Source organism: Kitasatospora sp. NPDC028055, from assembly GCF_040637885.1.
GTDB lineage: Bacteria > Actinomycetota > Actinomycetes > Streptomycetales > Streptomycetaceae > Kitasatospora.
In genome coordinates this window covers 1-23,358 of sequence record NZ_JBEZXE010000081.1, presented here as the reverse complement: position 1 = coordinate 23,358, position 23,358 = coordinate 1, and the positions used below count along the sequence as shown (strand labels likewise).

Genomic DNA, 23,358 nt, shown 5'->3' with positions numbered 1-23,358 from the left:
CCGGGCTGGCACTTGCATTTCGCGCGCGCGGTTTGTGCCGTCTGGGTGTGGGGAGCGGCGGCCGGGCGGCCCGCGCCCGGGCGGGGGGGCCGGCCGGCCGGCCGGGTAGATGGTCGCGGGATGGTTGCGGTACAACAATCCCTATTTGACGACTGATCGGAGAACCCTGAGATGAGCAGGTCAGGCCTGTCCCGCCGAGCCCTGATCGCCGGCGCCGGCGCCGCCGTCGTCGTCGGGTGGAACACCACCACCCGCTCCTGGGCCGCCGCTTCTGGCGAGGACGTCGCCGAACTGCCCTCCCTGGACGGGACGGTGACGCTGCAGGGCGAGGGCCTGGAGCGCTTCTCCACCGACTTCGGACACCTGGTCACCTGCGCGCCCCGCGCCGTGCTGCGCCCCGGGTCGGTGCGCGACGTGCAGAGGGTCGTCGCTTTCGCCCGGCGCCATCGCGTGCCGGTGGCCGTCAACGGGCAGAGCGGCGACGCGGCCACCCACGGAACGGCGTCCCTGGAATCCCACTCCAACTACGGCCAGGCCAACCCCCGCGGCGGCATCGCGATCGACGCCCGCGGCCTGAACCGGATCATCTCGATACGGCCCGGCGAGGCCGTCGTCGAGACCGGCGCCACCTGGGCACAACTGGTCGATGCGGGCCTGGCCAACGGCTGGGTACCGCCGGTGCTGACCGACTACCTGCACCTGTCGGTGGGCGGGACGCTGAGCGTGGGCGGCATCGGCGGGGCGGTGCAGCACCACGGCCTGCAGACGGACACGGTGCGCGAGCTCCAGGTGGTGACCGGCACCGGCGAGCTGGTGACCGCCTCGCGCGGGCGCAACCGGGAGCTGTTCGAGGCGGTGCTCGCCGGCGGCGGGCAGGCGGGGATCATCGTGCGGGCGACGCTGGCGGTGGTGCCCGCGCCGGCGCGCTCCACCGTCTTCACCCTCGCCTACGACGACCTGGACACCTACCTGGCCGACCAGCAGAAGGTGCTCGCCGACGGGCGCTTCGACCTCCAGGTCGGCAACGTGGTGCGCAGCGCGGACGGACAGCGCTGGCGCTACACCGCCGAACTGGTCGCGTACGGGCCGGCGGACCGGCCGGTGGACCGCCAGGCGCTGCTGGCGGGCCTAAACCCGGTGGCGGGCGAGACCACCGTGGTGGAACAGAGCTGGCGCGAGTACGCGTTCCGGGTCGACGCCTTCGCGGGGTACCTGCGCGCGGCGGGCTTCTGGGGGCTGCCGAAGCCCTGGCTGAGCCTGTTCCTGCCGGCCGCCACGGCAGGAACGTTCATGCGGGAGGCAGCCGAGCAGTTGACGGCCGCGGACCTCGGCGCGGGACTGCTCCTGTTCTACCCGTACACGCGGGCGAAGGTGACCACACCCCTGGCAGTCCTCCCCGACAGCCCCACCGGCTGGCACTTCGACCTGCTCGCCTTCCCCGCGCCGGGCGCCGACACCGCGGGAATGCTGGAACGCAACCGGCGCCTCTACGAACGAGCCGTGGCCCTCGGCGGCAAGCGCTACCTCATCGGCGCGATTCCCGACATGACCGACACCGACTGGCAGGCCCACTACGGGACACTGTGGGAGCAGGCGGCACGGGCCAAGCGACGCTTCGACCCGGCAGGGATCCTCACCCCGGGCCAGAACATCCACCACCCCTGACACTCGCCCCCGGGGCCCCCCGACCCGCAGGACCCCGGGACAGGCAGGGCCCCCCGACCCGCAGGACCCCGGAACAGGCAGGGTCCATACCCGGCCGGGCCCAGCCGCCGTCATCGCCCGACCTGAATCCACATGGCACCCGCCGCCCAGGACGCGATCGAGCAAGGGCCCGACCCACCTGACTCGAAACGCCCTAGCTGAGCACCCACCGGGGCGGGTGTCCGGGGTCGGTCGGGCAGGTGAAGACGAGCAGGTCCCGGTCCCGGCCGAAGCGGAGCCGGGTGGGTTGGGCAACGGATCGGCCGCCCCGGATCGATGCCTTCCCCCTCAGCGTCGGGTCACGGTCCTCCAGTGGCACCCAGCTGTGCGAGCCGGCGTCCATTTCGTCGCCCTCGGCCGTGAGCAGCAGCCGCATGGGGGTCCCGCAGGACTCGCAGTCGATGGCCATCGGTCCCGTCGACGCCCAGCTGGGGAAGCCGCCGACGCGCCAACCAGGAGGGATCGACAGGTCGTACTGGTAGCTGGGGGCGTCGGGGCCGTGTTCCGCTACCTGGGCGTCGTCCCACGCGTCGATGCGCGCGATCAGCGAAGCGGGCAGTGTGTCGTCCTCAGCCCAGGGATAGGTGTCCACCTCCTCCGGGTGCAGGACGCACGGCTCGGGGAGTTCGTCCTCCCATCGAAGCATGGGCACGTGCGGCGGGTCGGTGAGGAAGCGTTCCGCGTGCTCGGTCCGCCCGGCATGTCGCCACCACAGGCGGTAGCGGCGCTCCAGGTACGGGCCGTGGGTGAAGGGGCACCGGAAGAGCTGCACCAGGTCGGCGCCGTCCGGCCCACAGGCAAGGCCCGGGATGTCACGGCGGAAGAACTGGGCCAGCCCCACGAAGGGCACGGGCCCGTCCAGTCCGGGAGTGCCCACGGGGGGCCACGGCCGACTCGCCGGCCGGGCCCCTGCGGCCCGGGCGCTACGGATCTCCTCCGGTGCGTACCCCTCGCTCTCACGCTGGTGCTGCTCGTGACAGAGCGGCCACGGTTCGCCCTCCGGCCACAACATGGGCCCGCCGACGTGACTGTCGTGCACGCCGGGCCGCCCCGGCCGGGGGTGCAAACGGGTCGTCCGAGCTCGGTAGGGGGCCAGCTCCGGGAACACCGCCTCCACGGACACCGGCCTGGCCGGTGTGGTCCTCGTCATGCGCAGACCGTACCCGGCCGGATTTGGCACGCGCGAGCGGATTGCCGCCCGTTCCAGGCGGGGTGGCGGCGCGCCGGCCCCTCGGGGAGCGGGGCCGACAGCCCGGGGCGCGGCCGGGGGTCAGGCGTGGTCGCGGGCCGCCTGGGCGAGGGCGCCGAGCGGCAGGCGCCTGTCGGGCGGGCCGGGCTGGGTGAGGAAGTCGAGGAGGAGGCGACTGACGAGCTCGGGCTTCTCCAGCGGGGCGGCGTGGGAGGTGCCGGGCAGGACGGCGAGTTGGCCGTTGGGGGCGGTGCCGGCCACGGCGGCGCTGTGGCAGATGCGCACCCCGTCGTCGTCGCCCTGCATGACCAGGAGGGGCATGGGCAGGTCGGCCAGGGCGGCGAAGCCGATGTCGGGTTCCTCCCGCCACATGGCCAGCCACTTGGCGAAGACCACGGGGAAGTGAGCCGGTCCGTCCGGGGACAGCGGCTCGTACTGGGGGCGGAACATCGCCTCCAGACGCGCGGTGTCGTCGAGGATCGAGGCGTCGGCGCCGGTGGAACCCTCACGGCTGACACCACCACTGATGAGGACCAGGGAACGCACCAGATCAGCACGGCGCAGCGCCGTCCGCAGGGCGACGGTCGCGCCCGCGCTCCAGCCGATCAGGTGGACGGGGCCGGTGCCGAGGGTTTCCAGGAGGGCGATGAGGTCACCGGCCATCAGGTCGCTGGTGACGGGGCCTTCGACGTCGGGGGTGCGGCCGTGGCCGCGGCGTTCGGGGGCGAGGACACGGAAGTGCGCGGCAAGGGCCGGGATCTGGCCCCACCAGCTGTCGGCGGTCACCCCTCCCCCGTGCAGCAGGACGACAGGATCGCCCTCGCCCTGGATCTCGCACCAGGTGCGATGTCCACCGACGTTCACGTACTCACCCATGTCACGCCTCCATGTCTGCCGGTACGAAAGCTACTTGAGCATTGCTCAGGTTGATCATAGGCAGATGACCTGAGCTAAGCTCAAGTCCCGCTGCCCCGAACCTTTCCCGCTGGAAGGAGCCCACCGAAGCCATGGCGCTGCACCGTGATGACGTCATCGCCGCCGCACTGGACCTGCTGGACGAAGTCGGGCTCGAGCGGCTGACCACCCGGGCACTGACCGAGCGCCTGGGCGTGGCCCCCGGGGCGCTGTACTGGCACGTCCGCAGCAAGCAGGAACTCCTGACGGCCATGGCGGACACCGTCGTGGCCCCGGCCTTCACCACCCCGGGGACGGAAAGCGGGAAGGAGGCGGAAACGGAGGCGGAGGCCGGCAGTTGGGCGCAGCACACGGAGGCGTTCGCGCACCGGCTGCGCCGGGCGCTGCTGGGGCGCCGCGACGGAGCACGGCTTGTGTCGGGGCACCTCGTCCCCGGAACGGCGACGCTCAAGTCCGTGGAGGACGGCCTGGCCCTGATGAGCGCACAGGGCCTCACCCCGGCCCAAGCGGCCGTGCTGGGGCACGCGGTGACCAGCTACGTCATCGGATTCGTCCTCCAGGAACAGCAGGAACACGCCCCCACCGGCGAAGCCGCCGGACCGGACCCGGCGCACTACCCGCTCCTCCTGCAGTGGCAGACCGAACACCCCGGCCCCGACGCCACGTTCACCGCCGGACTCACGCTGCTGACCACGGGCCTGGCCGCCCAACTCGCCTGAGGAAACCGGGCCGATCGCGTGCGGGGACGGGACTTCGACAACAGGCCCTGGCTGCCACGGGCGCGGGGCGGGGCGTAGGGTGGTCGACCATGACGGAGGACGACGTCCAGGGGTGGGCCGGAACGCGCCGGTGGGTGGAGGGCACGCTGGCCCCCGGTGAGCGGATCGTCGGTGTGCGGGTGCTCAAGGGCGGGTGGACCTCGCAGATGCGGCGCCTGGACATCGACTCCGACCACGGCGGCGGGAGCAGCGCCAGCGACGGGAACGGTGACAACGGCGGTACCGACACCGGGGGTTACTCGCTGGTGCTGCGCTCCTTCGTCAAACCGTTCTACGTCCGCCACGCCCCGGGCATGCTGGAGCGCGAGGCCGACGTACTGCGCCTGCTGTCCACCCGCGGCATCCCGGCGGCGCGGCTGCACGCGGTGGACGCGCGGGGCGAGCACGGCGAACACCCGTCGCTGCTGATGACCCACCTGGACGGCGGGGTGCGGGTGCAGGAGGACGGGGACGTGGCACGCCGGGTGGAGCTGCTGGCCCAGCAGCTGGCCGCCGTGCACACCATCGAGGTCGACGAGGACCAGCGGCCGCGGGCCTGGCAGGCCTGGACCTCCCCCGAACGCGTGCAGATACCGCCCGCCACCGAGCGGCCGGAACTGTGGGAGCGCGCGGTGACGGTGATCGGCCGCCCGGCCCCCGAGCACCAAGGCGCCTTCCTGCACCGGGACTTCCACCCGGGCAACGTGCTGTTCGACGGTACGGGGGCGGAACTGGCGGTCAGCGGGGTCGTCGACTGGGTGGAGACCTCCTGGGGCCCCACCGACCTGGACGTCGCCCACTGCTCGACCGCACTGGCCCTGCTGCACGGCGTGGAAACGGGCCTGGCTTTCGCCGACGCCTACGAGCGGGCCGGCGGTACGCTCACCGCCACCGGGGAGGACCACCTGTACTGGCGGCTGCTGGACGCGCTGGCCTTCGCGCCGGACGCCGAGAAGGTCGCCGTGCCCTGGCGCGAACTGGGCCGCACCGATCTGAGCACCCAGCTGCTGTCCGCCCGCCTGGAGGAGTACGTGGCGGCGCTCTTCGAGCGCTACACGTAGTCGGCCCCCGGCCGGGGCACCCTCCCCCTCGACCCGGCGCACCGAGAGGCCACCGGCCACCTCCCCGGGCGGTACGACCCGGCCGCCTCGGCCCCGCGGCGCCGGGCGGGTGGGTGTCCGTTCCTCGGTCACCCCGCGTCGGGGCGGGGTGCGGGCAGTAGGATCGTCAGCGTTGTCAGTCGTACACCGCTGGTAGGAGGCTTTTCATGGCTCAGGTCACGCTCAAGGGGAACCCGGTCGAGATCGGCGGCGCGCTGCCCGCCGCCGGCACCCAGGCCCCCGCGTTCACGCTGGTCGGCGAGGGCCTCGCGGACACCTCGCTCCAGGACTTCGCCGGCCGCCGCAAGGTCCTCAACATCTTCCCCAGCATCGACACCCCCACCTGCGCCACCTCGGTCCGCACCTTCAACGCCAAGGCCGGCGCGCTCGACAACACCGTCGTCCTCTGCATCTCCGCCGACCTGCCGTTCGCCCAGGCCCGCTTCTGCGGCGCCGAAGGCCTCGACAACGTCAAGACCCTCTCCACCCTGCGCGGCCGCGACTTCCACGACACCTACGGCGTCGCCATCAACAACGGCCCCCTCGCCGGCCTCACCGCCCGCGCCGTCGTCGTCCTCGACGAGAACGACACCGTCCTGCACACCGAACTCGTCGCCGAGATCGCCGAAGAGCCCGACTACGAGGCCGCCCTCGCCGCCCTCAACTAACCCCACACAGCACCACCCCGGGCCCGCCCCGCACCGCCACCACCAGCGGCACGAGGCGGGCCCGCGCCGGTACGGGGCCGATACAGGGGGACGAGATGCCCCGGAGTCGGCGCTGATCGTCCGAAGCCGAACGTCGGTCGGCTAGGCAGTTTCGTCTGGATCATCCGATCGTTGGTCTGGGTGTGCCGTTAACAGATGTGCAGTGGGGGCGAATCGAGCCGTTGCTCCCGGACCGGACGCCGAAGCGGGGTGGACGCTGGCGTGACCACCGGGAGGTGATCGACGCGATCGCCTTCAAGATTCCAGGACGCCGTCGCCGGGGGCCAGAACAGGCCGATCGAGCCGATGACGAGCCCGCTGGCGCGTTCGATGATGAGGCGGTGGCCCCAGACGCTCAGCCAGGCGGGGTTGTCGTCGAGCAGGCCCACGATGACGCGGTCGCCTTCCGCGGGGAAGTCCGGGGCCCAGCTGGCGGGTCGGCTGGTGCCGGTGACGACGGCGGCGGCCTCGGCCGCCGTCCAGGTGCGCAGCACGAGCCGCTGCGTGGTCAGCTCGCCCGGGCCGTCAAAGGTAGTGGGGTGCACGGTCGTCTCCTGGTCAGAGTGGGTGACCCGGTCCGCGCTCTGTCAGCTGGCGGAGCGGAAAAGGGCATGTCGAGAAAGGCCGTTGACGGCCATATTCATCAACCTCCCCACGTGTCCGCGTTCACGCGCCTGCCGCGCCCGTGCGACGGTAACAGATGCCGGCCAGTACGAGCCTTTTCATCTGCGGCGGGCGGTTACCAGGGCGAACGAGAGGTATTCGCCGCCGTCCTGCGTCAGCATGTCGATCACCGGCTGGTTCGCCTTCGCGGCGTCCGGCCCCTGCTCGGCGCAGGCACGCGCCCACAGCAGCCAGTCCTGCCATGCATCTTCCTGGAGGCGCGCGGAGGTGACGTCCACCAGTTCGGTGACCTCCCACTGGAAGCGCCACCACTGGGGTGTGTGCCAGGCGATGGCCTCCCAGCCCACCACCGCCTTGATGTGGTCCGGGATCGCCCCCAGCTCGCGCACTTCCCTGGTCATCCCCGGTGTCGCCATGCCCAACTGGCCACCCGGCCGTAGGAACCGCACCAGGTAGGGGAGGTAGCCGTCCGCGGTACCGAAGTATTCGAACGCGTCGATGCTCACGATCGCGTCGAAGCTCTCCGGCTCGAACGGCAGGACGTGCGCCTCCGCCCGCACGGCGGTCACCCGGTCGGCGACTCCTGCCTGGGCGAAGACGGCGGCAGCGTCCTCGGCTGGTATCCACCAGTCGGCCGCGACCACCTCAACGCCGTACTCACGCGCAAGGAACACCGACGTGGCTCCTTTGCCCGAGCCAAGGTCCAGCACCCTCATCCCCGGCCGCAGATCAAGATTTGCGGCCAGGTCCTCCAGGAGCCACAACGGGTTCGGCCCCATGTCGAGGCCCACGAGCCAGGCAGGGTCATAACCAGAGGAACGCGGGTAGCGACCAGGTCGTGCAAGATCATCCAATGCAGTCACGGACACACCCAAGCCCATGACACACGGACGCACAACCCAAAATCGTCCGCCCCCTTCCGCACAGCACGCGGCCATGCGCAACCGTCAAGCCCTGGCCATCACGCGAATGACCTTCCCGATCCCCCGGTCGTCTGGTCAGCGAGATGATCCAAACGAAACGGCCTAGCTCAGTCCGGCACGGAGGCGCAGGCCCCGAAGACCCTGACCACATAGCCGTCGAGCCGATCACCGAATGCCGCCGCCGAATCGATGCCGGAGCCGGGGAGCGTGCCGGCATCGTCGGTATCGGCGAGGTAGTCCACATCGGCCCAACCGCCGCGGAACAGCACGACGGACAACGACGCGCCCGCCGGCCCGGTGAGGACGACTCCGAGGGAGTCCGGGTGCACCACGACGGCCCGGTCCGGCTCCAGCCGCTGCGGCCACTTCTGCGCCCCGTCGCGCCAGGTCACCGGCCCGACGGTCAGTCCGGCCCCCGCCCAGCGGCTCCTCCGACGTTCCACCTCGCGGACGGCCTCGTCAAGATCGATCGCTCGTTCCATGCGCCGATCATGCCGCAGCATCGAAGCCGGACGAAGCCGGGCGGAGAAGCCCACCGGAGCCGGGCGTGGATCGGGCCCCGCCCGACGAGGACGGCGGCGGCGGTGTCGGATACCGCCGACCCGGCAGCACCGGCGCGCCAGCGGGCGGCCGGTCCGGGAGCGGACCGAAGTTGAGGAACTGATGAGAAAACCGGCCGACGGGCCCGGGCGCCGATAGCGTGGCCGGATGGATCACGACCAGCACCAGCGCCACGCCTCGTCCTTCGGCGCCGCGGCGGCGGCCTACGCCGAGCACCGCCCGGACTACGCGCACGCCGCGGTGCGCTGGGCGCTCGACGCCGCGCCCGGGCCCCGGGTGCTCGATCTCGGCGCCGGGACCGGCAAGTTGACCGCCACCCTGCTCGACCTGGGGGCCGAGGTCATCGCGGTCGAGCCGGATCCGGCGATGCTGACCGAGCTGCGCCGCTCGCTGCCGACCGTCCGGGCGCTGTCCGGAAGCGCGGAGTCCGTTCCGCTGCCGGACGCCTCGGTGGACGTGGTGCTGGCCGGGAACGCGATGCACTGGTTCGACATGGCGCTCGCGGGCCCGGAGATCGCCCGGGTGCTGCGGTCCGGCGGCATCCTGGCGGGCCTCTGGAACCTCCTGGACGACCGGGTCGACTGGGTCGCCGAGCTGGCCCGGGTGAGCGGGGCCGCGGCGGTCGGGCCGCGTGACACGCCCGCCGCCTGGCGGGCCGAGACGGCCGGCGCCCACCTGCCGAGGGGCGGCGGCGCCGTCCGCTTCGGCGAGGCACGGCAGGAGCTCTTCGCACACGGGCAGCCGCGCACCGCCGATTCGCTGGTGGCGACCCTGGCCACCCGCGCCGGGATGCTGGTCATGCCGGACGACCGGCGGGAGGCCGCGCTCGCCAGGATCCGCGCGTTCCTGGCGAGCCGGCCGGAGACCGCGGACGGCGGCTTCACCCTGCCGATGCTCACCGGCGTGCTGCGCACCCGCCGACTCTGACCGCCCAGGGCCGCGGCGACGACCGTCCTGCGCCGTCCCGCCTGCGGTCGACGCCCCGCCGCCGACTGACATCCCGCCTCCGGCTGACGTCCCGGCGCTACGCGCGCGCCTCCGGCGGGAGCGCCGCGGCGATGCAGTCGAGGACCCGCTCCAGCCCGATCCGGAACTGCTCGTCGCGGCCGAGCCGGGGCCCGCGCGCCTCCAGGGCGATCCGGCCGAAGATCGGGTACTCCCCGCTCTCCAGCAGGTGTCGGACGTACGGGTAGTTGCGCGCCTGCCACTCCTCCTCACTGACGCCGCTGCGCCGCACCTCCTCCGTCCAGCTGACCTCGTCGCGGGCGGCGCCCTCCACGAAGCCGTTGAGGACGGCCATCAGGCCGAGGTTCTCGTCGATCGGGAGGTGCGCGTCCAGGACCCCCATCACCGCTTCGATCAGCCGCAGTTGCTGAGGCCCGAGGCCGGGCAGCGCGCGGTGCACGGTGGCGATCCAGGGGTGCCGCAGCCACATGGCGCGCAGGCCGTGGGCGTAGCGGGTGAGGTCGGCCCGCCAGTCGCCGGAGGGCATGCCCTCGACGTCGATCTCCCCCATCAGCCGGTCGGCCATCAGCTGGATCAGCTCGTCGCGGCCGGGAACGTACCGGTAGAGCGACATCGCGCCGGCGCCGATCTCGGCGGCGATCCGGCGCATGGTGGCGGCCTCCAGGCCCTCGGCGTCGGCGATCCGGACGGCGGCCTCGGTGATCTGCGCCCGGCTGTAGGCGGGTTTCGGCCCGCGGGCGGGGCGTTCAGGCCGCATCCAGATGTTCACGTACTCGGCGTCGGCCACCGTCGACCCTTCTTCTTGCGTACACGGTACCCAGTAATCTAGCGTGGCCACCATGACCGCGTACAACGTACTCAGTCGAGGGGTGAGCTGATGGCGGCCGGCACGGACGGGCCGACACCGATCAGCGAGGCCGACCGCGACACCGCCGTCCGCCGCCTCCAGGAGGCCTACGCCAACGGGCAGTTCGGCTTCGAGGAGCTGGATGGACGGCTGCAGCGGGCGCTCACCGCGACGACACCGGACGGCCTCGCGGAGGCCCTGACCGGACTGCCGGAGCCCGTCGCCCAACCGGACACCCGGTCCGCGACCATCCTCACGGGCGACGCCCTCGGCGGCCGGATCCGGCGGCGCGGCGCCTGGCGCGTCCCGCGCGTGCTCACCGTGGCCTCGGCACTCGGGCGGGTGCGGCTGGACCTCTCCCGGGCGGTCATCGAGCACCCGGTGGTCGACATCCAACTGCTGCTCGGCACCGGCGGGGCCGGCATCACCGTGCCCCGGAACGCGGTCGTCGACCTCACCGCCCTCCACGCCGGCCTCAACCAGCCGCGCTACCGCGCCCGCCGGACCGTCCGCCCGGGCGGGCCGGTCATCCGGATCTCCGGGGGGATGGGGACAGGCCGCCTGCGGATCCGCCACTCCCTCTGGTGAACCCCGCCCTCCGGTGAACACCGCCCTCCGGTGAAACCCGCCCTCTGCTGAACCCTGCCGCCCGCGAACCCCTGCCGCCGGCGAACCCCGGCCCCTTCGGCCGCCCCGGCTCAGCCCTCGGCCGTGCGCACCGCCTCGATGAAGCCGCTGGTCCGCCCTGCGCCCTCGGGCAGCGGACGGCCGTAGGCCACTCCGACCTCGGCGAGGGAGGTGGTCCGGGCCTGCCAGCCATGGGCGTTCAGCCACTGGTCGGTCTCGGGCCCGAGCCCGCCCTGCCAGAGCTCGGTGACGTGGGCCAGCGCCGGATCCTCCGGGCCACGGGAGACGTCCCGGCCACGCTCCATCAGCAGTCGGCTGCCCGGTGCGGAGAGCGAGCCGACGGCCGTGAGCAGCCCCGCCGCCTGCTCGGCGCTCAGGTACACCAGCAGGCCCTCGGCCAGCCAGGCGGTGGGCAGTTGCGGGTCGAAGCCCGCCGCGACCAGGCGGCGCGGCCACCCCGGGTCGAGCAGGTCGCCCGGCAGCACCTCGCGCCGGCAGGACGGCACGGCGTCGGCCGCGTCGAGCACCTGCTCCTTGAACTCCAGTACGGGCGGCAGGTCCAGTTCCCACAGCCGGGTGCCGCCCGGCCAGTCCAGCCGGTAGGCCCGGGCGTCCAGTCCGGCCGCCAGCAGCACCACCTGCTCGGTCCCGGCGGCCAGCAGCCGGTCGTCGTAGTAGCGGGTCCGCAGCACGATGTGCACGGCGAGCGCGGCGGCGAGGCCCTCGCGCCGCGCCCGCTCGGGGAGTTCGGCGGGCAGCCCGGCGGCCTCGGCGAACCGGGCCGCGTACGGGTCGGTGAACAGCGGCTCGGGCCGGGTGCTCTCATGGGCCCGCACCAGCACCACGGGCAGGGCGGTGCGGGAGACCGGGCTCATCGCATCAGGCGTCGGCGTCATGCCCGCCAATCTACCGCCGCCTACAAGTCCGGTCCGGGCAGGGCCAATTCCTCGCGCACTCCGCCGTTCCCTGGCATGATCCGGGCTGTGACCGGCGTCGCATCGAGTGCGAACGCCGGGGCGACCGGGGAGGAATCGACGGGGGTGGCGATGAACGAGGACACCGTGCCGGCGCCGGGCGGCGACGATGCCTGAGGACGCGGTTCCCGTCCGGGACGCACGCCCGAACCCGGACGGCTGGCAGGTGCCGCCGTCCCTCGGCGACAGGCTGCGGCCCGCCGTCCGGATCGTGCTCGGCCTGGTCGGCATCGCGCTCGTCGTCGCGGGCTTCGTCCGGTTCACCGCCGCCTTCGAGGACGTGCGCCGCTACCACGACACCCCGCTCTGCAGCGCGACCGCGAAGCCGTCCGACGCCTGCGCGACGCGGGAGAGCGGCCGGGTGACCGGGAAGCACCTGGATCCGGACTCCGACTCGGATCCCTACACCCTGACCGTTGCCCGCGAAACCGCACCGGCCGCCGAGTACAGCGTCGGCAAGGCGTTCTACGACGACGTCACCGCCGGCACCACCGTGGACGTGAACGTCCTGCACGGCCGGGTCATCGAGATCAGCTACCACGGTCACCGCTCCCGGACGGAGACCTACCCGTGGGCGGATGCCGCCGTGCTCAGCCTGCTGATTGCCGCCGGGACGGCCCTGGCGCTCACCCAGGCGCGGCCACCGGACGACGGGGCCGTGTCGTTCCCCCTGGCCGTCACGGTCGTGGCGAACGTGTTCGCCACGTTCCTGGGCTCCATCGCGCTGCTCACCCTCCAGTGGCCGCTGGCCGTAACCCTGATCGTCGCCGCACTGTGCTGGATCGCCGCGACCGCCCTCTTCCGCGGCATCCTCAACGAGTACGCCTGATTGTCAGGTCCCCAACAAGGGAAGTAGCCTCCCCACATCCGCCGCCCACCGGGAGGAACTCCGTGCCGATCAGGACCAGAAGAAGAAGAGGAAGGGCCAGGACCGCGTCGGCCCTGCTGACCGCCGCCCTCGCCACCGCGTTGCTCGGCGCCTCCCCCGCCTGGAGCGCACCGGCCCCCGGCGCGCCCGGCACATCCGGCGCATCCGCCGCACCGGGCACCGACCGCCCCCGGCACCAGGTCGAGGCCTTCGCCGAGGACGGGACCATCTCCCACGCCACGGCCCCCGCCGCCTCCCCGTACCTGGCCACGCCGCCCGCCGGCCTCACCGCCCCGGGCGCCGACGGCGACGGCGAGGTCACCGCCCTGGTCCGCAACGGCGACCCGGCCGCCAAGCTGGACGTGGTGGTGATCGGCGACGGCTACACCGCCCAGGAACAGCAGAAGTTCCGCACCGACGCCGCCGAGAAGTGGCGCGAGATCACCGCCGTCGAGCCCTACGCCACCTACCGGCAACTGTTCAACGTCTGGGCGGTGTCCGCCGTCTCCCCGGAGACCGGCGTCACCGGCGATCCGGACCAGGCCACCGTCCGGCACACCGCGCTCGGCTCCTACTTCTGGTGCGACGGCGTGGAACGGCTGCTCTGCGTGGACGACAAGGCCGTCGACCGCTACGCCGCCAAGGCCCCGCAGGCGGACCTGGTGATCGTCGTGGCCAACACCGCCAAGTACGGCGGCGCGGGCTACAACGACATCAAGTCCCCGCTCGGCTACGAGGGCATCGCCACCGTCGCGGGCGGCAACGCGAAGTCCGGGCAGATCGCCGTGCACGAGACCGGCCACTCCCTGGGCAAGCTCGCCGACGAGTACGCCTACGACGGCCAGGGGACGTACCAGGGCGCCGAACCGCCCGAGGCCAACCTCAGCACCCTGACCGCCGACCGGATGCGCGACCAGGGCACCAAGTGGGCCCGCTGGCTCGGCCAGGCCTCGCCCGACGGCGGGACGGTCGGCAGCTTCGAGGGCGGTGGCTACTACCCAACGGGGCTGTACCGGCCGACGGAGAACTCGATCATGCGCTCGCTCGGCCGCGAGTTCAACCTGCCCGGACGGGAGGCGATGATCGCCGGCTTCTACCGCCACGCCACCCCGCTGACCAGCCCCACCCCCGCCGGCAGTCGGCTCACCGCCGCCGACCGGCTGACCGTCGACCTGCCCGTCCCCGACACCCAGCTGCACTGGTACCTCGACGGGCGCGAACAGCCCCGGCTGCGCGGACGCACCGCCCTCGACCTCGAGGCACTGCACCTGACCGGCCCGCGCTCACGCCCGCACCTGCTCACGGCCGTGGCCACCGACCCGACCCCGGCCGTCGCGGACCCGGCGCTGCGGAAGGAACTGACCGGCAGCCTGTCCTGGCTGGTGACCAAGTAGTCAGCCGTCAGGACGCCGACCCCGGGCCCGGCGGCCGACCGCCGCCGGGCCCGGGCCGTCAACCACCGTCGGGCCACCGGGAACCGGCGGGCCAGCGGCAACACCGGTTCAACCGACCGGCCCCCGGCGCTCCGGGCGCTCCGGGCGCTCCGGGGGACGGCGGCGCAGCGGTGCCAGTTCGCGCTCCAGGGTCCGTACGTCCCGGGCGATGCGGGTCGCGAGCTCCTTCGGCCCGGTGTCGCTGGGCAGCCGGCGCGTCCAGGACCGGGGCTTGGCCGGACCGTCCTGGACCATGTGGAAGGTGAGGCCCACCACCCCACCGACATCGGCCAGGCTCACCAGGATCCGGGTGTCCGCGAGGTCGATGGTGACCTCGTTGCCGATGCACGAACAGGCCACCAGGCCCTCGATCTCCTCCTCCGCCAGGTACCTGGCCAGCGGAACCGCCCTCCCCCGGACCAGAAACGGACGTGTCACCGAAACCACGGGACCCGCCTCCTCTCGCCGTTCGCGTACCGCCCCGGCCGGGCGCAAGCGCGCCGCAACAGACCGGGCCCCGCCCATGCTCCACCACGCCGCAACAAAGCGCCAACTTCGTTTCTCACTCAGTGATTTGAGCGCAGGCACCCGACCGGCGCACCGGCGCACACCCAGGCGCACCGGGCGGTGCACGGGTGCTCGACCAGGCCTCGAACCCCGGCGTACGAGACGCGGCGTACGGGCCGTGGCGTACGGGTCGTGGCGCGGGCCGGCGGTAGGCCTTCGGCGGCGGCGGATCTGAGTATCCGTACTCAGTTCCGCGCCGCCCCACCCCTGGCAGGCTGTCCGCATGCCGCCGATCGACCGCTCTCCTACCCCCACCCGCCTCGATCTCCGCCGCCGCCTCCGCCTCCTGCGCCTGCTCCGTCGCCCGAAGCGCCCGACGCTCGGCCTCGACCTCGGCGTCGGCGTGCTGCTCCTCCTCGCCCTGGGAGTCACCTACCTGCTGCGGATGTTCGCCTTCGGCATGGAGGCCTGGGCGGGGCAGGGCGCCGACGGCGCGGTCGACCGGCTGGCCCGCGCCCGACTCGACTTCACCTGGCACCTGCTGTGCCTCGCGCTCGGGCTCGCCGGGGTCGCGGCGCTGCTGCGGGCACGCTGGACGGCGGCGATCCAGGTGCTGGTCGCGCTGGCGCTGTCAGCCTCCGTCCTGCTGATGCAGCACGACTGGGACCGCCGCCACCCCGCGCCACCGGCCCCGCTGCCCAGCGGGTACGTGCCCTGCTACAGCGGCAGCGGGCGGTGCAACTGACGGCCCCGAGGCCGGTGGTCCGGACTTGCCCGGGAGAAGCCCCCGCACATAGCTTGAACCCGTTCAGTTTGAACCTGTTCAAAGCCACCGGGGGGACCGGATGTCATCACAGCTCTCCAGCCGCAGAACGGACCGCCCCTGGCCGCTCGTCGCGCTCGCGACCGCCACCTGGGTGCAGCCCGCAGCCATGATCCACACCACCTACGCCTGGCCGCTCGTCGCCGGCTGGCTCCTGCTGCTGGCCGGCACCGTGCTGCCCCTGGCAGTCACCGATGCCGCGCGGTTCCGCCGCACCTGTCTGACCGTCGGCGGAGTGGTGCTCGGCGCCCAGCTCGCGGTCTCGCTCCCGTACCACCTGATCCCCCTGCTGTTCCTCCTGCCCGTGTTCCCGGCCGGGCCGCTCCTGCTGCTCGCAGCCTGGCGGCGGGCCGTCCTGACCCGTGGCATCCTCGCCACCGTCCTGCTCGCCTACCCCGCCCTGCTCGCCTTCATCGCACTCTGCAGGTTCGACTGACACCCACCCCACCGAGCCGGCCGCCCGGGCCCCACGACCCGGCGCCGACCGCGCCCGGTCGGCCGCCGCCCGGGCGGCGGCCCGGTCGCCACCGGGGCATCATGGCGGAGTAGTCGCGGCCGTTCACCGAGCGTGACGGCCCGGCGGGAGTCATCCGGACAGGGCAGCAGGCATCCGGCCGACGAAGGAGGACCGTCATGACCGATCCGGCGAAGTCGACCCCATCCGCGCACCGGACGCCCCCACCGGGGGTGATCGCCACCGACGTGCCCGCCCGGCTGGACCGGCTGCCGTGGTCCCGCTGGCACTGGCGGATCGTGATCGGCCTGGGCACGGTGTGGATCCTGGACGGCCTGGAGGTGACGATCGTCGGCAACATGGCCGGCCGGCTCGCCCAGGACGGCAGCGGCATCGCCATCACCACCGCCCAGGTGACCACCGTCGCCGCCGCCGTCTACGTGGCGGGCGCCTGCACCGGCGCCCTCTTCTTCGGCTGGCTGACCGACCGGCTGGGCCGCAAGAAGCTGTTCATGGTCACCCTCGCCGTCTACCTGGCCGCCACCGCCGTCACCTCGCTGTCCTGGACGGCCTGGTTCTTCTTCCTCTGCCGCTTCTTCACCGGTTTCGGCATCGGCGGCGAGTACGCGGCCATCAACTCGGCGATCGACGAACTGATCCCGGCCCGGGTCCGCGGCCGGGTCGACCTGGTCATCAACGGCAGCTTCTGGGTCGGCGCCGCCATCGGCGCCTTCGCCTCCATCGCCCTGCTCAACACCTCGCTGTTCGCCACCGACCTCGGCTGGCGGCTCGCCTTCGGCATCGGCGTGGTGCTGGGCCTGGTGATCCTGCTGGTGCGCCGGCACGTCCCGGAGAGCCCGCGCTGGCTGTTCACCCACGGGCGGGCATCGGAGGCCGAACAGGTCGTCGCGGAGGCCGAGCGGAGCATCGAGGAGGCGACCGGGGAGCCGCTCCCGGCGGTCACCGGGGAACCGATCCTGATCCGCGAGCGCGAGCCGCTCGGCTTCGTCGCCATCGCCCGCACCGTGGTGCGCCGCTACCCCCGCCGCACCGTCCTCGGCCTGGCGCTCTTCATCGGCCAGGCCTTCCTCTACAACGCGGTGACCTTCGGTTACGCCACCATCCTGACCACCTACTTCGCGGTGCCGGAGGGCGACACCGGCTACTACTTCGCGGTGATCGCGGTCGGCAACTTCCTCGGCCCGCTGCTGCTCGGCCACCTCTTCGACTCCGTCGGCCGCAAACCCATGATCGCCGGCACCTACCTCGGCTCCGGCATCCTGCTGTTCGGCACCGCCGCGCTCTTCCAGCACGGCTCGCTCTCCGCCGCCACCATGACGGCCTGCTGGACGGCCGTGCTCTTCCTCGCCTCGGCCGGGGCCAGCGCGGCCTACCTGACGGTGAGCGAGATCTTCCCGCTGGAGACCCGGGCCATGTCCATCGCCTTCTTCTACGCCGTCGGCACGGCGGTCGGCGGCATCAGCGGCCCGCTGCTCTTCAACGGCCTGGTCAGCAGCGGAAAGGTCGCCGACACCACGCTCGCCTTCTGCATCGGGGCGGCGCTGATGGCCGCCGCCGGTCTGGTCGAGGCGGTGATCGGCGTGCCGGCGGAGCGGCGCAGCCTGGAGTCGCTGGCTGCGCCGCTCAGCGCCGTGGCCCGGTCCTCGGAGTCCCGTTAGACCCGATGCCGGTGCCTCAGGTCGTGTCGGGCACGCCCTAACGCAGTACCCCGCGCACGGCCTCGGGGTCGGTGGGGGCGAGCGGAGCGGCCGGTGCGGTGGTGAGGGCCTTCGCGGTGGCGGGCGGCGGGGTCACGAACACGGGGGCCGGGTCGGCCTCGGGGGCGCAGGTCTTGGCGATCCGTCCCTTGCCCTGGGGCAGGCTGCCGTCGCGCAGGTAGGCGGTGAAGGTGTCGTCCAGGCAGGCGTTGTCGTGGAAGAGGATCTCGTGGAAGCTGCCGCCGTTCTGGACGACGAGCTTGGAGCCCGGCAGCGCGTCGTGCATGGCGAGGCCGCCCTGGTAGGGGGTGGCGGCATCCTCGGTGGCCTGGAAGAGCAGCACGGGGGGCAGGCCCTTGCCGGTGATCTTCAAGCGGCCGGCCGGGTTGCCCTGGTAGGGCCAGAACATGCAGGCGGCGTTGTACCACATGTTGTTGTAGGCGTAGAAGGGTGCGCGGGCGTTGACCTTCGCCTGGTCCTTCTTCCAGTACTCCCAGTCGCGCGGCCAGGCGTTCTCGGTGCATTGGGCGGCGTTGTAGGCGGGGAAGGCGCCGTCGTCGGCGCCGGGGGCCGCGTACTTGTTGTAGGCGATGTTCAGCGGCCGGGTGTCGTGCTGGGTGAGGTAGGCGGAGAGCACGGTGGCCATCCGGGGCCAGCGCAGGAAGTTGTAGCCGCCGCCGTAGAAGGTGTCCTCGAACTCGGCGGGGCCGATCTTCCCGGGCGCGGGGGCGGCGTCGACCGGGTCCTTGCGCAGGGCGTCCTCGACCTGGCGGTAGGCCTGGGCCACGGCGGCGGGGTCGGTGCCCAGGTGGTACGTCGGGTCGGCCTTGGCGGTCCAGGCGGTGAAGGCGTCGAAGCGACGCTGGTGCTCCTCGTCCTGGAGGACGTTGTGGTCGTACCAGCTGATGGTCGGGCCGACGATGCTGTCCAGCACCATGCGGCGCACATGGGAGGGGAAGAGCTGGCCGTAGGTGGAGCCGAGTGAGGTGCCCCAGGAGCCGCCGTAGTAGTTGATCTTCGGTACGCCGAGGGCCCGTCGGATGCTGTCCAGGTCGCGGGCGTTGTCGACGGTGGTCATGTGCGGCAGCAGCCAGGACCAGTCGGCCGCGCAGTCGGCGGCGTATCCGGCGGCCTTCTTGAGCCAGGCCTTCGAGGTGCCCTGGCTCAGCTGGTAGTCGGGGCGTTCGGCGTCGAAGTAGTGGGCGTCGCAGATGACATGGGGGTCGCTGCCGTTGGTGCCGCGCGGGTCGAAGCCGATCCAGTCGTAGGTGGCGGCGACGTCCGCCGGGATCTTCCCGGCGATGTAGGCGGGCATCCACAGGCCGGAGTCGCCCGGGCCGCCGGGGTTGAGCAGGATCGGGCCCTGCTGCTTGTCCTTGGGCGCGGTGGCGGGCAGCCGGTTGAGCTTGATCCTGATCTTGCGCCCGTGCGGGTCGGCGTAGTCCACCGGCACCTCCAGCATCGCGCACTGGAGGGCGGGGGTGGCCGGGTCGTCGCAGGAGCTCCAGGCGAGCGCGCCCTGGCCGGTGTCGACCAGATCGGGGGCGTCGGGTTCGGCGGCGGAGGCGGGGCCGACGAGTCCGCCGAAGGTGGCGAGGGCCGCGGCGGCCGAGAGCAGGGCGATGGCTTTTCTCATGGGGAGCATGATGTGACATGTGCAATGGCACATCCAGGGGTCGGACCGGACTTTGCCAAGCTTTGACCGATCCTCCGGACCCGACTGATCATCAGACCTTTCCCCTCGTGCGGAGGTTGACCGTACGAAGGGCTCCGATCCGTGACTAGCATCGAGAATCCACGCTGTTCGGACGCCAAGCGCCTGGGACGGGCCGCGCCGAACAGACCGACAGGAGGGCCCATCCACGTGTCCCACCCGCACGTCCACCCCGTCAGCTCCCGACCGACCGCCGCCGACGTCGCGCTGCCGCCCGCCCTGCCCTACCCCGACGGCTGGGCCGCGCTCGCCTTCTCCGCCGAACTCAAGCCCGGAACGGTGATCACCCGGCAACTCGCCGGCGAGGACGTGGTGCTGTACCGGCTGCGGGACGGCCGCCTGCGCGCCGTCCGCCCGTACTGCCCGCACCTGGGCGCCCACCTCGGACTCGCCGAGGTCCACGGCACCCAGCTGGTCTGCCCCTTCCACCGCTTCGCCTTCGACGCCGACGGCCGCTGCGTACGCACCGGCTACGGCACCCCGCCACCCCGCGCCGCGCTCTCCCCGCTGCCGGTGCGCGAGGTGAACGAGGCGGTCTTCGTCTGGCGCCACCACGACGGCCGGGAGCCGGACTGGGAGATCCCCGCCTGGCACGTCCTCGGCGGCCGGCCGTTGCGGCACATCTCCTTCGAACTGCCCGGCCACGCCCAGGACGTCATGGAGAACTCCTTCGACCTCGGCCACTTCGTCACCCTGCACGGCTGGCCGGAGGGCGAGTTGGCGGCCCCGGTCGTCTTCGACGGGCCGCGCTTCCACATCTCGATGCGGGTACGGGAGAAGTTCCCCCTGGTCGGGATGCGCGAGGTGGAGGTCGAGGTCGACGGCTACGGCCTCACCGCGCTGCACACGGACATCCACACCCGCTCGCTCGGCCTGCAGATCTGCTCGCTGGTCATGCCCACCCAGGTCGCCCCGGCCCGGATGCAGCTGCGCCAGGCGAGCCGCTTCGCCCTGGCGGAGCCGGCCGGACTGCCGCCGGTGCTCGCCCGGACGGTCAGCCGTACGGTGACCAGACTGCTGTCCGGTCCGATGTTCCGGCACAGCGTCGAGTTCACCTCGGCCGACTTCCCGATCTGGTCCACCAAGAAGTACCTGACCCCGCCACGGCTCGCGGCCGGCGACGGGCCGATCGGCGCGATGCGGCACTGGGCCCGGCAGTTCTACCCGCCGGACCACCGGCAGCAGCTGCCGGCGCCGACCCACCAGGAGGGCGCCCGGCTGAACTGACCGGTCGCCCGACGGCGGTGCGGCGACGGCGCTCCGTCTCCGCACGTCTCCGCACCGTCGCGTCGGCCTTCCAGCCCGCCCCGGCCCGCCCCGGCCACCCGGGCCGCCTCACCGGCAGCCGCCGTCCGGCCGCCGCCACCCCGGGAGCCGTAGACTGCGGCATGGCCCGTTTCGTCCTGACCCGCCGCTCCCCGCTGCCGCCCGCCGAGTGCTGGGCCCGGCTGACCGCGTGGCACCGGCACGGCGACCGGGTGCCGTTCACCCGGGTGAGCGTGGTGCGGGGCGGCGGGCAGCAGGTGGGGGACGTGGTCCTGGCCCGGACGGCGCTGGGGCCGCTGCGCCTCGACGACCCGATGGAGCTGGTCGAACTGGTCGCGCCCGAGCGGTGCCGGCTGGCGAAGCGCGGCCGGGTGGTGCGCGGCGGCGCCGAGCTGCGGGTCCGCGCGGTGGGCGCCGGCAGCGAGGCGGTGTGGGCCGAGGAGCTGCGGATCACCGGGCTGCCCCGGCTGTTCGACCCGGCCGTGGCGCTCGCCGGCCGGCTGGTCTTCGGCCGGGTGCTGGACCACCTGCTGGCCACGGCCCCGGCCCCGGCCGGGGACTGAACCGGCTACGGATTGCGGGCGCGCCAGCTCAGGTACTGCTCGCGCACGTAGTGCCGCTGGTCACCCTCGACCGTGATCTGGTCGTACCTGACCAGCTGCTCCGCCGCCCGCAGGGCGATCGCCAGCGCCAGCCCGTCCCCGTCCCGCAGGAAGACCCGGTCGGCCAGCGCGGCGCGCCGCAGCAGGTCCTCGCGCCGCCCCCGCTGCCGGGGCCGCGGTCCCTCGGCCGGCAGGGCGTCCGCCTCCTGGTCGATGTCCGGCGCGTCGGCGTAGGCCCGCTCCGGCCCGGGCACCCCTTCGGCCGGCGCGGCCCACACCCGCAGCGGCGGCAGCGGCGGGAAGCCGCGCACCCGGAGCACCTCGTTCGCGAACTCCGCCTCTTCGACGGGCAGTCCGCGCTCACCGAAGAGCGCGAACAGCTCGGCCATCGCCCGGGACGGCACGCCCGAGGGGGTGTCCTCCTGGGTGACCGGGAGCTTGCCGAGCAGCGGTCCGGGGACCCGGCCCGACGGATCGGCGAGCCGCAGCCGCAGGGTGAGGTGGCGGCTGCCGCTCTCCACCTCCTCGCCGAACTCCATCGCCAGCCCGCGGAGTTCCGCCCACGCGAAGCGGCGCGGCAGCAGGTACCGGACGAAGGTGACGCCCCGGTCGTCGCTCCGCAGCCAGAAGGCGTACGGCGTCGCGAAGAGCGCGGCCGCGGCGACCAGGACCGCGACCAGGAAGGCCCCGAGGGGGTCGATCGCGCCGGTGCCGACCAAAACAACGGCCGTGGCGACCATCAGCACGAAACCGACACCGGAGCGCTCGCTCCGCATCTGCATGGACGACAACCGCACCGTGCGCATCCCGCGCCCCCTCCCCCGTGGCCCCGCCCCCCGTGGCCGCCACCACCGTGCCGTCCCGGCCCGCTCCGGGCAAGCTCCGGCGCGCAGCTGTGACAGCCCCGTGACGACCCGGCCCTCCCCCGGGCCCGCGCCGCCGTCCGACCTCCGCCCGCCTCACCGTCCGCGCAGCCGCCGCACCAGGTCTCGGGCGGCCTGCGGCCAGTCCGGATAGGTGAAGGAGAAACCCGCCTCCAGCAGCCGGGCGGGCACCACCCGACGGCTCTTCAACAGCAGTTCGCTCTCCGAGCGCAGCGCGAAGGCCCCGAGTTCGGCCATCCAGCGGGTCGCCGGGAGCGCCAGCGGCATGCCCCAGCCCGCGCGCAGCTCGCGCATGAACTCGCGCTGGGGCAGCGGGTTCGGGGCGGCGAGGTTGACCGGGCCGCTGAGCTCCTGCCGTGCGATCAGGAACTCGACGGCGCGGACGAAGTCCCGCTCGTGGATCCAGGACACGTACTGGGCGCCGCCCGCGATCGGCCCGCCGACGCCGATCCTGGCCAGCCAGGACAGCGAGTCGAAGGCACCGCCGCGCTCGGGGCCGAGGACGACGGCGGTGCGCAGTGCGAGGCGCCGGGTCCGCGGGGTGTCGGCGTCCGCCTGGGCGCCCTCCCAGGCCCGGGCGATCTCGACGCTGTACCGCCAGGAGGCGGGGGCGTCGGGCTCGGTGCCGCCGATAGGGCCGTCCAGCTCGCCGTTGGGCGCGTCGTGCCGGTGGGCGTAGACGGTGGCGGTGCTCATCTGCAGCCAGACGGCGGGGGGCCTGCGGGCGGCGGCGATCGCCTGGCCGACGGCCCGGGCGGAGTCCACCCGGGAGTCCATCATGGCCCGCTGGTTCTCCTGTGTGTAGCGGCAGTTGACGCTGCGCCCGGCCAGGTTGACGACCACGTCGCTGCCGTCCAGCTCGGCCGCCCAGGCGCCCTGGGTCCGTCCGTCCCAGCCGACCTGCCGGGGCCCGGCGGGGCGCCGGCTGAGCACCGTGACCTGGTGCCCGGCAGCCGTCAGGCTCCGGTCGAGCAGGGTCCCGAGCACGCCGGAGCCACCGGGGATGACGATCTTCATGAGTTCCCCCTCATCTTCACCCCGAGCCTACCGCTCATATTGAACACGTTCAATTCACCCGGAGCCGCCCACGCGCCCGGCGCGCCGGGCGCGTGGGCCCCCCGCGCCGGGTCGGCCCCGTTCCGGTCAATCGGGCCACGTGTCGGGCCGGGGCGCCGGGGGGCGGGGAGCGGGCCT

24 protein-coding genes are annotated in these 23,358 nt (G+C 73.1%); 13 read left to right on the top strand and 11 right to left on the bottom strand.

What is annotated here, in order from left to right; translation table 11 throughout:
- The first annotated feature begins 171 nt into the window (after positions 1-171).
- Entirely contained in the window at positions 172-1,665 is a 1,494-nt protein-coding gene (locus tag AB0F71_RS38645; RefSeq protein WP_360245599.1) for an FAD-binding protein, read from the top strand.
- Between the two features lie 193 nt (positions 1,666-1,858).
- Here the strand turns inward: AB0F71_RS38645 and AB0F71_RS38640 are convergent, their stop codons facing one another.
- Both AB0F71_RS38640 and AB0F71_RS38635 read right to left on the bottom strand, forming a co-directional pair.
- The gene (locus AB0F71_RS38640) at positions 1,859-2,827 is read right to left on the bottom strand and encodes a hypothetical protein (protein ID WP_360245602.1); all 969 of its coding nucleotides are present in this window, start codon (positions 2,825-2,827) and stop codon (positions 1,859-1,861) included.
- Positions 2,828-2,974: 147 nt separating this feature from the next.
- Complete coding sequence (locus AB0F71_RS38635; RefSeq protein WP_360245596.1) at positions 2,975-3,769, bottom strand: alpha/beta fold hydrolase; 795 nt, start codon at positions 3,767-3,769, stop codon at positions 2,975-2,977.
- A 131-nt stretch (positions 3,770-3,900) separates the two neighbouring features.
- Here AB0F71_RS38635 and AB0F71_RS38630 point away from each other — a divergent pair, with 131 nt between their 5' ends.
- The 3 genes from AB0F71_RS38630 (at position 3,901) to tpx (ending at position 6,334) form a co-directional block, all read left to right on the top strand.
- Positions 3,901-4,527, top strand: coding sequence for a TetR/AcrR family transcriptional regulator C-terminal domain-containing protein (locus tag AB0F71_RS38630; protein ID WP_360245593.1), 627 nt, complete (start codon positions 3,901-3,903; stop codon positions 4,525-4,527).
- Between the two features lie 89 nt (positions 4,528-4,616).
- Positions 4,617-5,627, top strand: coding sequence for an aminoglycoside phosphotransferase family protein (locus AB0F71_RS38625; RefSeq protein WP_360245591.1), 1,011 nt, complete (start codon positions 4,617-4,619; stop codon positions 5,625-5,627).
- A gap of 206 nt (positions 5,628-5,833) precedes the next feature.
- On the top strand, positions 5,834-6,334 hold the full coding sequence (gene tpx, locus AB0F71_RS38620; RefSeq protein ID WP_360229407.1) for a thiol peroxidase: 501 nt from the start codon (positions 5,834-5,836) through the stop codon (positions 6,332-6,334).
- 188 nt (positions 6,335-6,522) lie between these two features.
- On the opposite strand, the gene AB0F71_RS38615 is transcribed toward tpx, so the two are convergent.
- From AB0F71_RS38615 to AB0F71_RS38605, 3 genes are all read right to left on the bottom strand, one after another.
- Complete coding sequence (locus tag AB0F71_RS38615; protein WP_360245588.1) at positions 6,523-6,918, bottom strand: hypothetical protein; 396 nt, start codon at positions 6,916-6,918, stop codon at positions 6,523-6,525.
- 177 nt (positions 6,919-7,095) lie between these two features.
- Entirely contained in the window at positions 7,096-7,788 is a 693-nt protein-coding gene (locus AB0F71_RS38610) for a methyltransferase domain-containing protein (protein WP_360245585.1), read from the bottom strand.
- Positions 7,789-8,027: 239 nt separating this feature from the next.
- Complete coding sequence (locus tag AB0F71_RS38605) at positions 8,028-8,456, bottom strand: hypothetical protein (RefSeq protein ID WP_360245582.1); 429 nt, start codon at positions 8,454-8,456, stop codon at positions 8,028-8,030.
- Positions 8,457-8,628: 172 nt separating this feature from the next.
- Here AB0F71_RS38605 and AB0F71_RS38600 point away from each other — a divergent pair, with 172 nt between their 5' ends.
- Positions 8,629-9,408, top strand: a complete 780-nt coding sequence (locus AB0F71_RS38600) for a class I SAM-dependent methyltransferase (protein ID WP_360245579.1) — start codon at positions 8,629-8,631, stop codon at positions 9,406-9,408.
- 97 nt (positions 9,409-9,505) lie between these two features.
- Here the strand turns inward: AB0F71_RS38600 and AB0F71_RS38595 are convergent, their stop codons facing one another.
- Positions 9,506-10,234, bottom strand: coding sequence for a TetR/AcrR family transcriptional regulator (locus AB0F71_RS38595; RefSeq protein WP_360245577.1), 729 nt, complete (start codon positions 10,232-10,234; stop codon positions 9,506-9,508).
- 90 nt (positions 10,235-10,324) lie between these two features.
- Here AB0F71_RS38595 and AB0F71_RS38590 point away from each other — a divergent pair, with 90 nt between their 5' ends.
- Positions 10,325-10,882, top strand: coding sequence for a DUF1707 domain-containing protein (locus AB0F71_RS38590; RefSeq protein ID WP_360245574.1), 558 nt, complete (start codon positions 10,325-10,327; stop codon positions 10,880-10,882).
- Between the two features lie 110 nt (positions 10,883-10,992).
- Here AB0F71_RS38590 and AB0F71_RS38585 read toward each other — a convergent pair whose 3' ends face one another.
- Positions 10,993-11,817 (bottom strand): SAM-dependent methyltransferase, encoded by an 825-nt coding sequence (locus tag AB0F71_RS38585; protein ID WP_360245571.1) that lies wholly within the window; start codon positions 11,815-11,817, stop codon positions 10,993-10,995.
- 187 nt (positions 11,818-12,004) lie between these two features.
- Between AB0F71_RS38585 and AB0F71_RS38580 the strand changes: the two genes are divergently transcribed.
- Together AB0F71_RS38580 and AB0F71_RS38575 are read left to right on the top strand one after the other, a co-directional pair.
- Positions 12,005-12,724 carry a hypothetical protein gene (locus tag AB0F71_RS38580; protein ID WP_360245569.1) on the top strand — a complete coding sequence of 240 codons (720 nt, stop codon included), beginning with the start codon at positions 12,005-12,007 and terminating at the stop codon, positions 12,722-12,724.
- A gap of 62 nt (positions 12,725-12,786) precedes the next feature.
- Entirely contained in the window at positions 12,787-14,157 is a 1,371-nt protein-coding gene (locus AB0F71_RS38575) for a M64 family metallopeptidase (protein WP_360245566.1), read from the top strand.
- Between the two features lie 108 nt (positions 14,158-14,265).
- Here AB0F71_RS38575 and AB0F71_RS38570 read toward each other — a convergent pair whose 3' ends face one another.
- Positions 14,266-14,634: a hypothetical protein gene (locus AB0F71_RS38570; RefSeq protein WP_360245563.1), complete on the bottom strand. Its 369-nt coding sequence runs from the start codon at positions 14,632-14,634 to the stop codon at positions 14,266-14,268.
- Between the two features lie 352 nt (positions 14,635-14,986).
- Here AB0F71_RS38570 and AB0F71_RS38565 point away from each other — a divergent pair, with 352 nt between their 5' ends.
- The 3 genes from AB0F71_RS38565 to AB0F71_RS38555 all read left to right on the top strand — a co-directional run bounded on the left by AB0F71_RS38565 (position 14,987) and on the right by AB0F71_RS38555 (position 17,659).
- Positions 14,987-15,448, top strand: a complete 462-nt coding sequence (locus AB0F71_RS38565; protein WP_360245561.1) for a DUF6234 family protein — start codon at positions 14,987-14,989, stop codon at positions 15,446-15,448.
- A gap of 100 nt (positions 15,449-15,548) precedes the next feature.
- Entirely contained in the window at positions 15,549-15,962 is a 414-nt protein-coding gene (locus AB0F71_RS38560; RefSeq protein ID WP_360245559.1) for a hypothetical protein, read from the top strand.
- Positions 15,963-16,159: 197 nt separating this feature from the next.
- The gene (locus AB0F71_RS38555) at positions 16,160-17,659 is read left to right on the top strand and encodes an MFS transporter (protein WP_360245556.1); all 1,500 of its coding nucleotides are present in this window, start codon (positions 16,160-16,162) and stop codon (positions 17,657-17,659) included.
- A 37-nt stretch (positions 17,660-17,696) separates the two neighbouring features.
- Here the strand turns inward: AB0F71_RS38555 and AB0F71_RS38550 are convergent, their stop codons facing one another.
- Complete coding sequence (locus tag AB0F71_RS38550; protein WP_360245553.1) at positions 17,697-19,334, bottom strand: alpha/beta hydrolase; 1,638 nt, start codon at positions 19,332-19,334, stop codon at positions 17,697-17,699.
- 228 nt (positions 19,335-19,562) lie between these two features.
- Here AB0F71_RS38550 and AB0F71_RS38545 point away from each other — a divergent pair, with 228 nt between their 5' ends.
- Both AB0F71_RS38545 and AB0F71_RS38540 read left to right on the top strand, forming a co-directional pair.
- Positions 19,563-20,639 carry a Rieske 2Fe-2S domain-containing protein gene (locus AB0F71_RS38545; protein WP_360245550.1) on the top strand — a complete coding sequence of 359 codons (1,077 nt, stop codon included), beginning with the start codon at positions 19,563-19,565 and terminating at the stop codon, positions 20,637-20,639.
- Between the two features lie 161 nt (positions 20,640-20,800).
- Positions 20,801-21,241, top strand: coding sequence for an SRPBCC family protein (locus tag AB0F71_RS38540; RefSeq protein WP_360245547.1), 441 nt, complete (start codon positions 20,801-20,803; stop codon positions 21,239-21,241).
- A 5-nt stretch (positions 21,242-21,246) separates the two neighbouring features.
- Here the strand turns inward: AB0F71_RS38540 and AB0F71_RS38535 are convergent, their stop codons facing one another.
- Both AB0F71_RS38535 and AB0F71_RS38530 read right to left on the bottom strand, forming a co-directional pair.
- Positions 21,247-22,062 carry a hypothetical protein gene (locus tag AB0F71_RS38535; protein WP_360245544.1) on the bottom strand — a complete coding sequence of 272 codons (816 nt, stop codon included), beginning with the start codon at positions 22,060-22,062 and terminating at the stop codon, positions 21,247-21,249.
- 177 nt (positions 22,063-22,239) lie between these two features.
- Positions 22,240-23,181, bottom strand: a complete 942-nt coding sequence (locus AB0F71_RS38530; RefSeq protein ID WP_360245541.1) for a TIGR01777 family oxidoreductase — start codon at positions 23,179-23,181, stop codon at positions 22,240-22,242.
- Between the last annotated feature and the right edge of the window lie 177 nt (positions 23,182-23,358).

What these genes read in the sequence shown, in the direction of transcription:
- AB0F71_RS38645 (WP_360245599.1), top strand. Translation starts at nt 172, where the DNA reads ATGAGCAGGTCAGGCCTGTCCCGCCGAGCCCTGATCGCCGGCGCCGGC.
- AB0F71_RS38635 (WP_360245596.1), bottom strand. Translation starts at nt 3,769, where the DNA reads ATGGGTGAGTACGTGAACGTCGGTGGACATCGCACCTGGTGCGAGATC.
- AB0F71_RS38630 (WP_360245593.1), top strand. Translation starts at nt 3,901, where the DNA reads ATGGCGCTGCACCGTGATGACGTCATCGCCGCCGCACTGGACCTGCTG.
- AB0F71_RS38625 (WP_360245591.1), top strand. Translation starts at nt 4,617, where the DNA reads ATGACGGAGGACGACGTCCAGGGGTGGGCCGGAACGCGCCGGTGGGTG.
- tpx (WP_360229407.1), top strand. Translation starts at nt 5,834, where the DNA reads ATGGCTCAGGTCACGCTCAAGGGGAACCCGGTCGAGATCGGCGGCGCG.
- AB0F71_RS38600 (WP_360245579.1), top strand. Translation starts at nt 8,629, where the DNA reads ATGGATCACGACCAGCACCAGCGCCACGCCTCGTCCTTCGGCGCCGCG.
- AB0F71_RS38590 (WP_360245574.1), top strand. Translation starts at nt 10,325, where the DNA reads ATGGCGGCCGGCACGGACGGGCCGACACCGATCAGCGAGGCCGACCGC.
- AB0F71_RS38585 (WP_360245571.1), bottom strand. Translation starts at nt 11,817, where the DNA reads ATGACGCCGACGCCTGATGCGATGAGCCCGGTCTCCCGCACCGCCCTG.
- AB0F71_RS38580 (WP_360245569.1), top strand. Translation starts at nt 12,005, where the DNA reads ATGCCTGAGGACGCGGTTCCCGTCCGGGACGCACGCCCGAACCCGGAC.
- AB0F71_RS38565 (WP_360245561.1), top strand. Translation starts at nt 14,987, where the DNA reads ATGCCGCCGATCGACCGCTCTCCTACCCCCACCCGCCTCGATCTCCGC.
- AB0F71_RS38560 (WP_360245559.1), top strand. Translation starts at nt 15,549, where the DNA reads ATGTCATCACAGCTCTCCAGCCGCAGAACGGACCGCCCCTGGCCGCTC.
- AB0F71_RS38555 (WP_360245556.1), top strand. Translation starts at nt 16,160, where the DNA reads ATGACCGATCCGGCGAAGTCGACCCCATCCGCGCACCGGACGCCCCCA.
- AB0F71_RS38550 (WP_360245553.1), bottom strand. Translation starts at nt 19,334, where the DNA reads ATGAGAAAAGCCATCGCCCTGCTCTCGGCCGCCGCGGCCCTCGCCACC.
- AB0F71_RS38540 (WP_360245547.1), top strand. Translation starts at nt 20,801, where the DNA reads ATGGCCCGTTTCGTCCTGACCCGCCGCTCCCCGCTGCCGCCCGCCGAG.
- AB0F71_RS38535 (WP_360245544.1), bottom strand. Translation starts at nt 22,062, where the DNA reads ATGCAGATGCGGAGCGAGCGCTCCGGTGTCGGTTTCGTGCTGATGGTC.
- AB0F71_RS38530 (WP_360245541.1), bottom strand. Translation starts at nt 23,181, where the DNA reads ATGAAGATCGTCATCCCCGGTGGCTCCGGCGTGCTCGGGACCCTGCTC.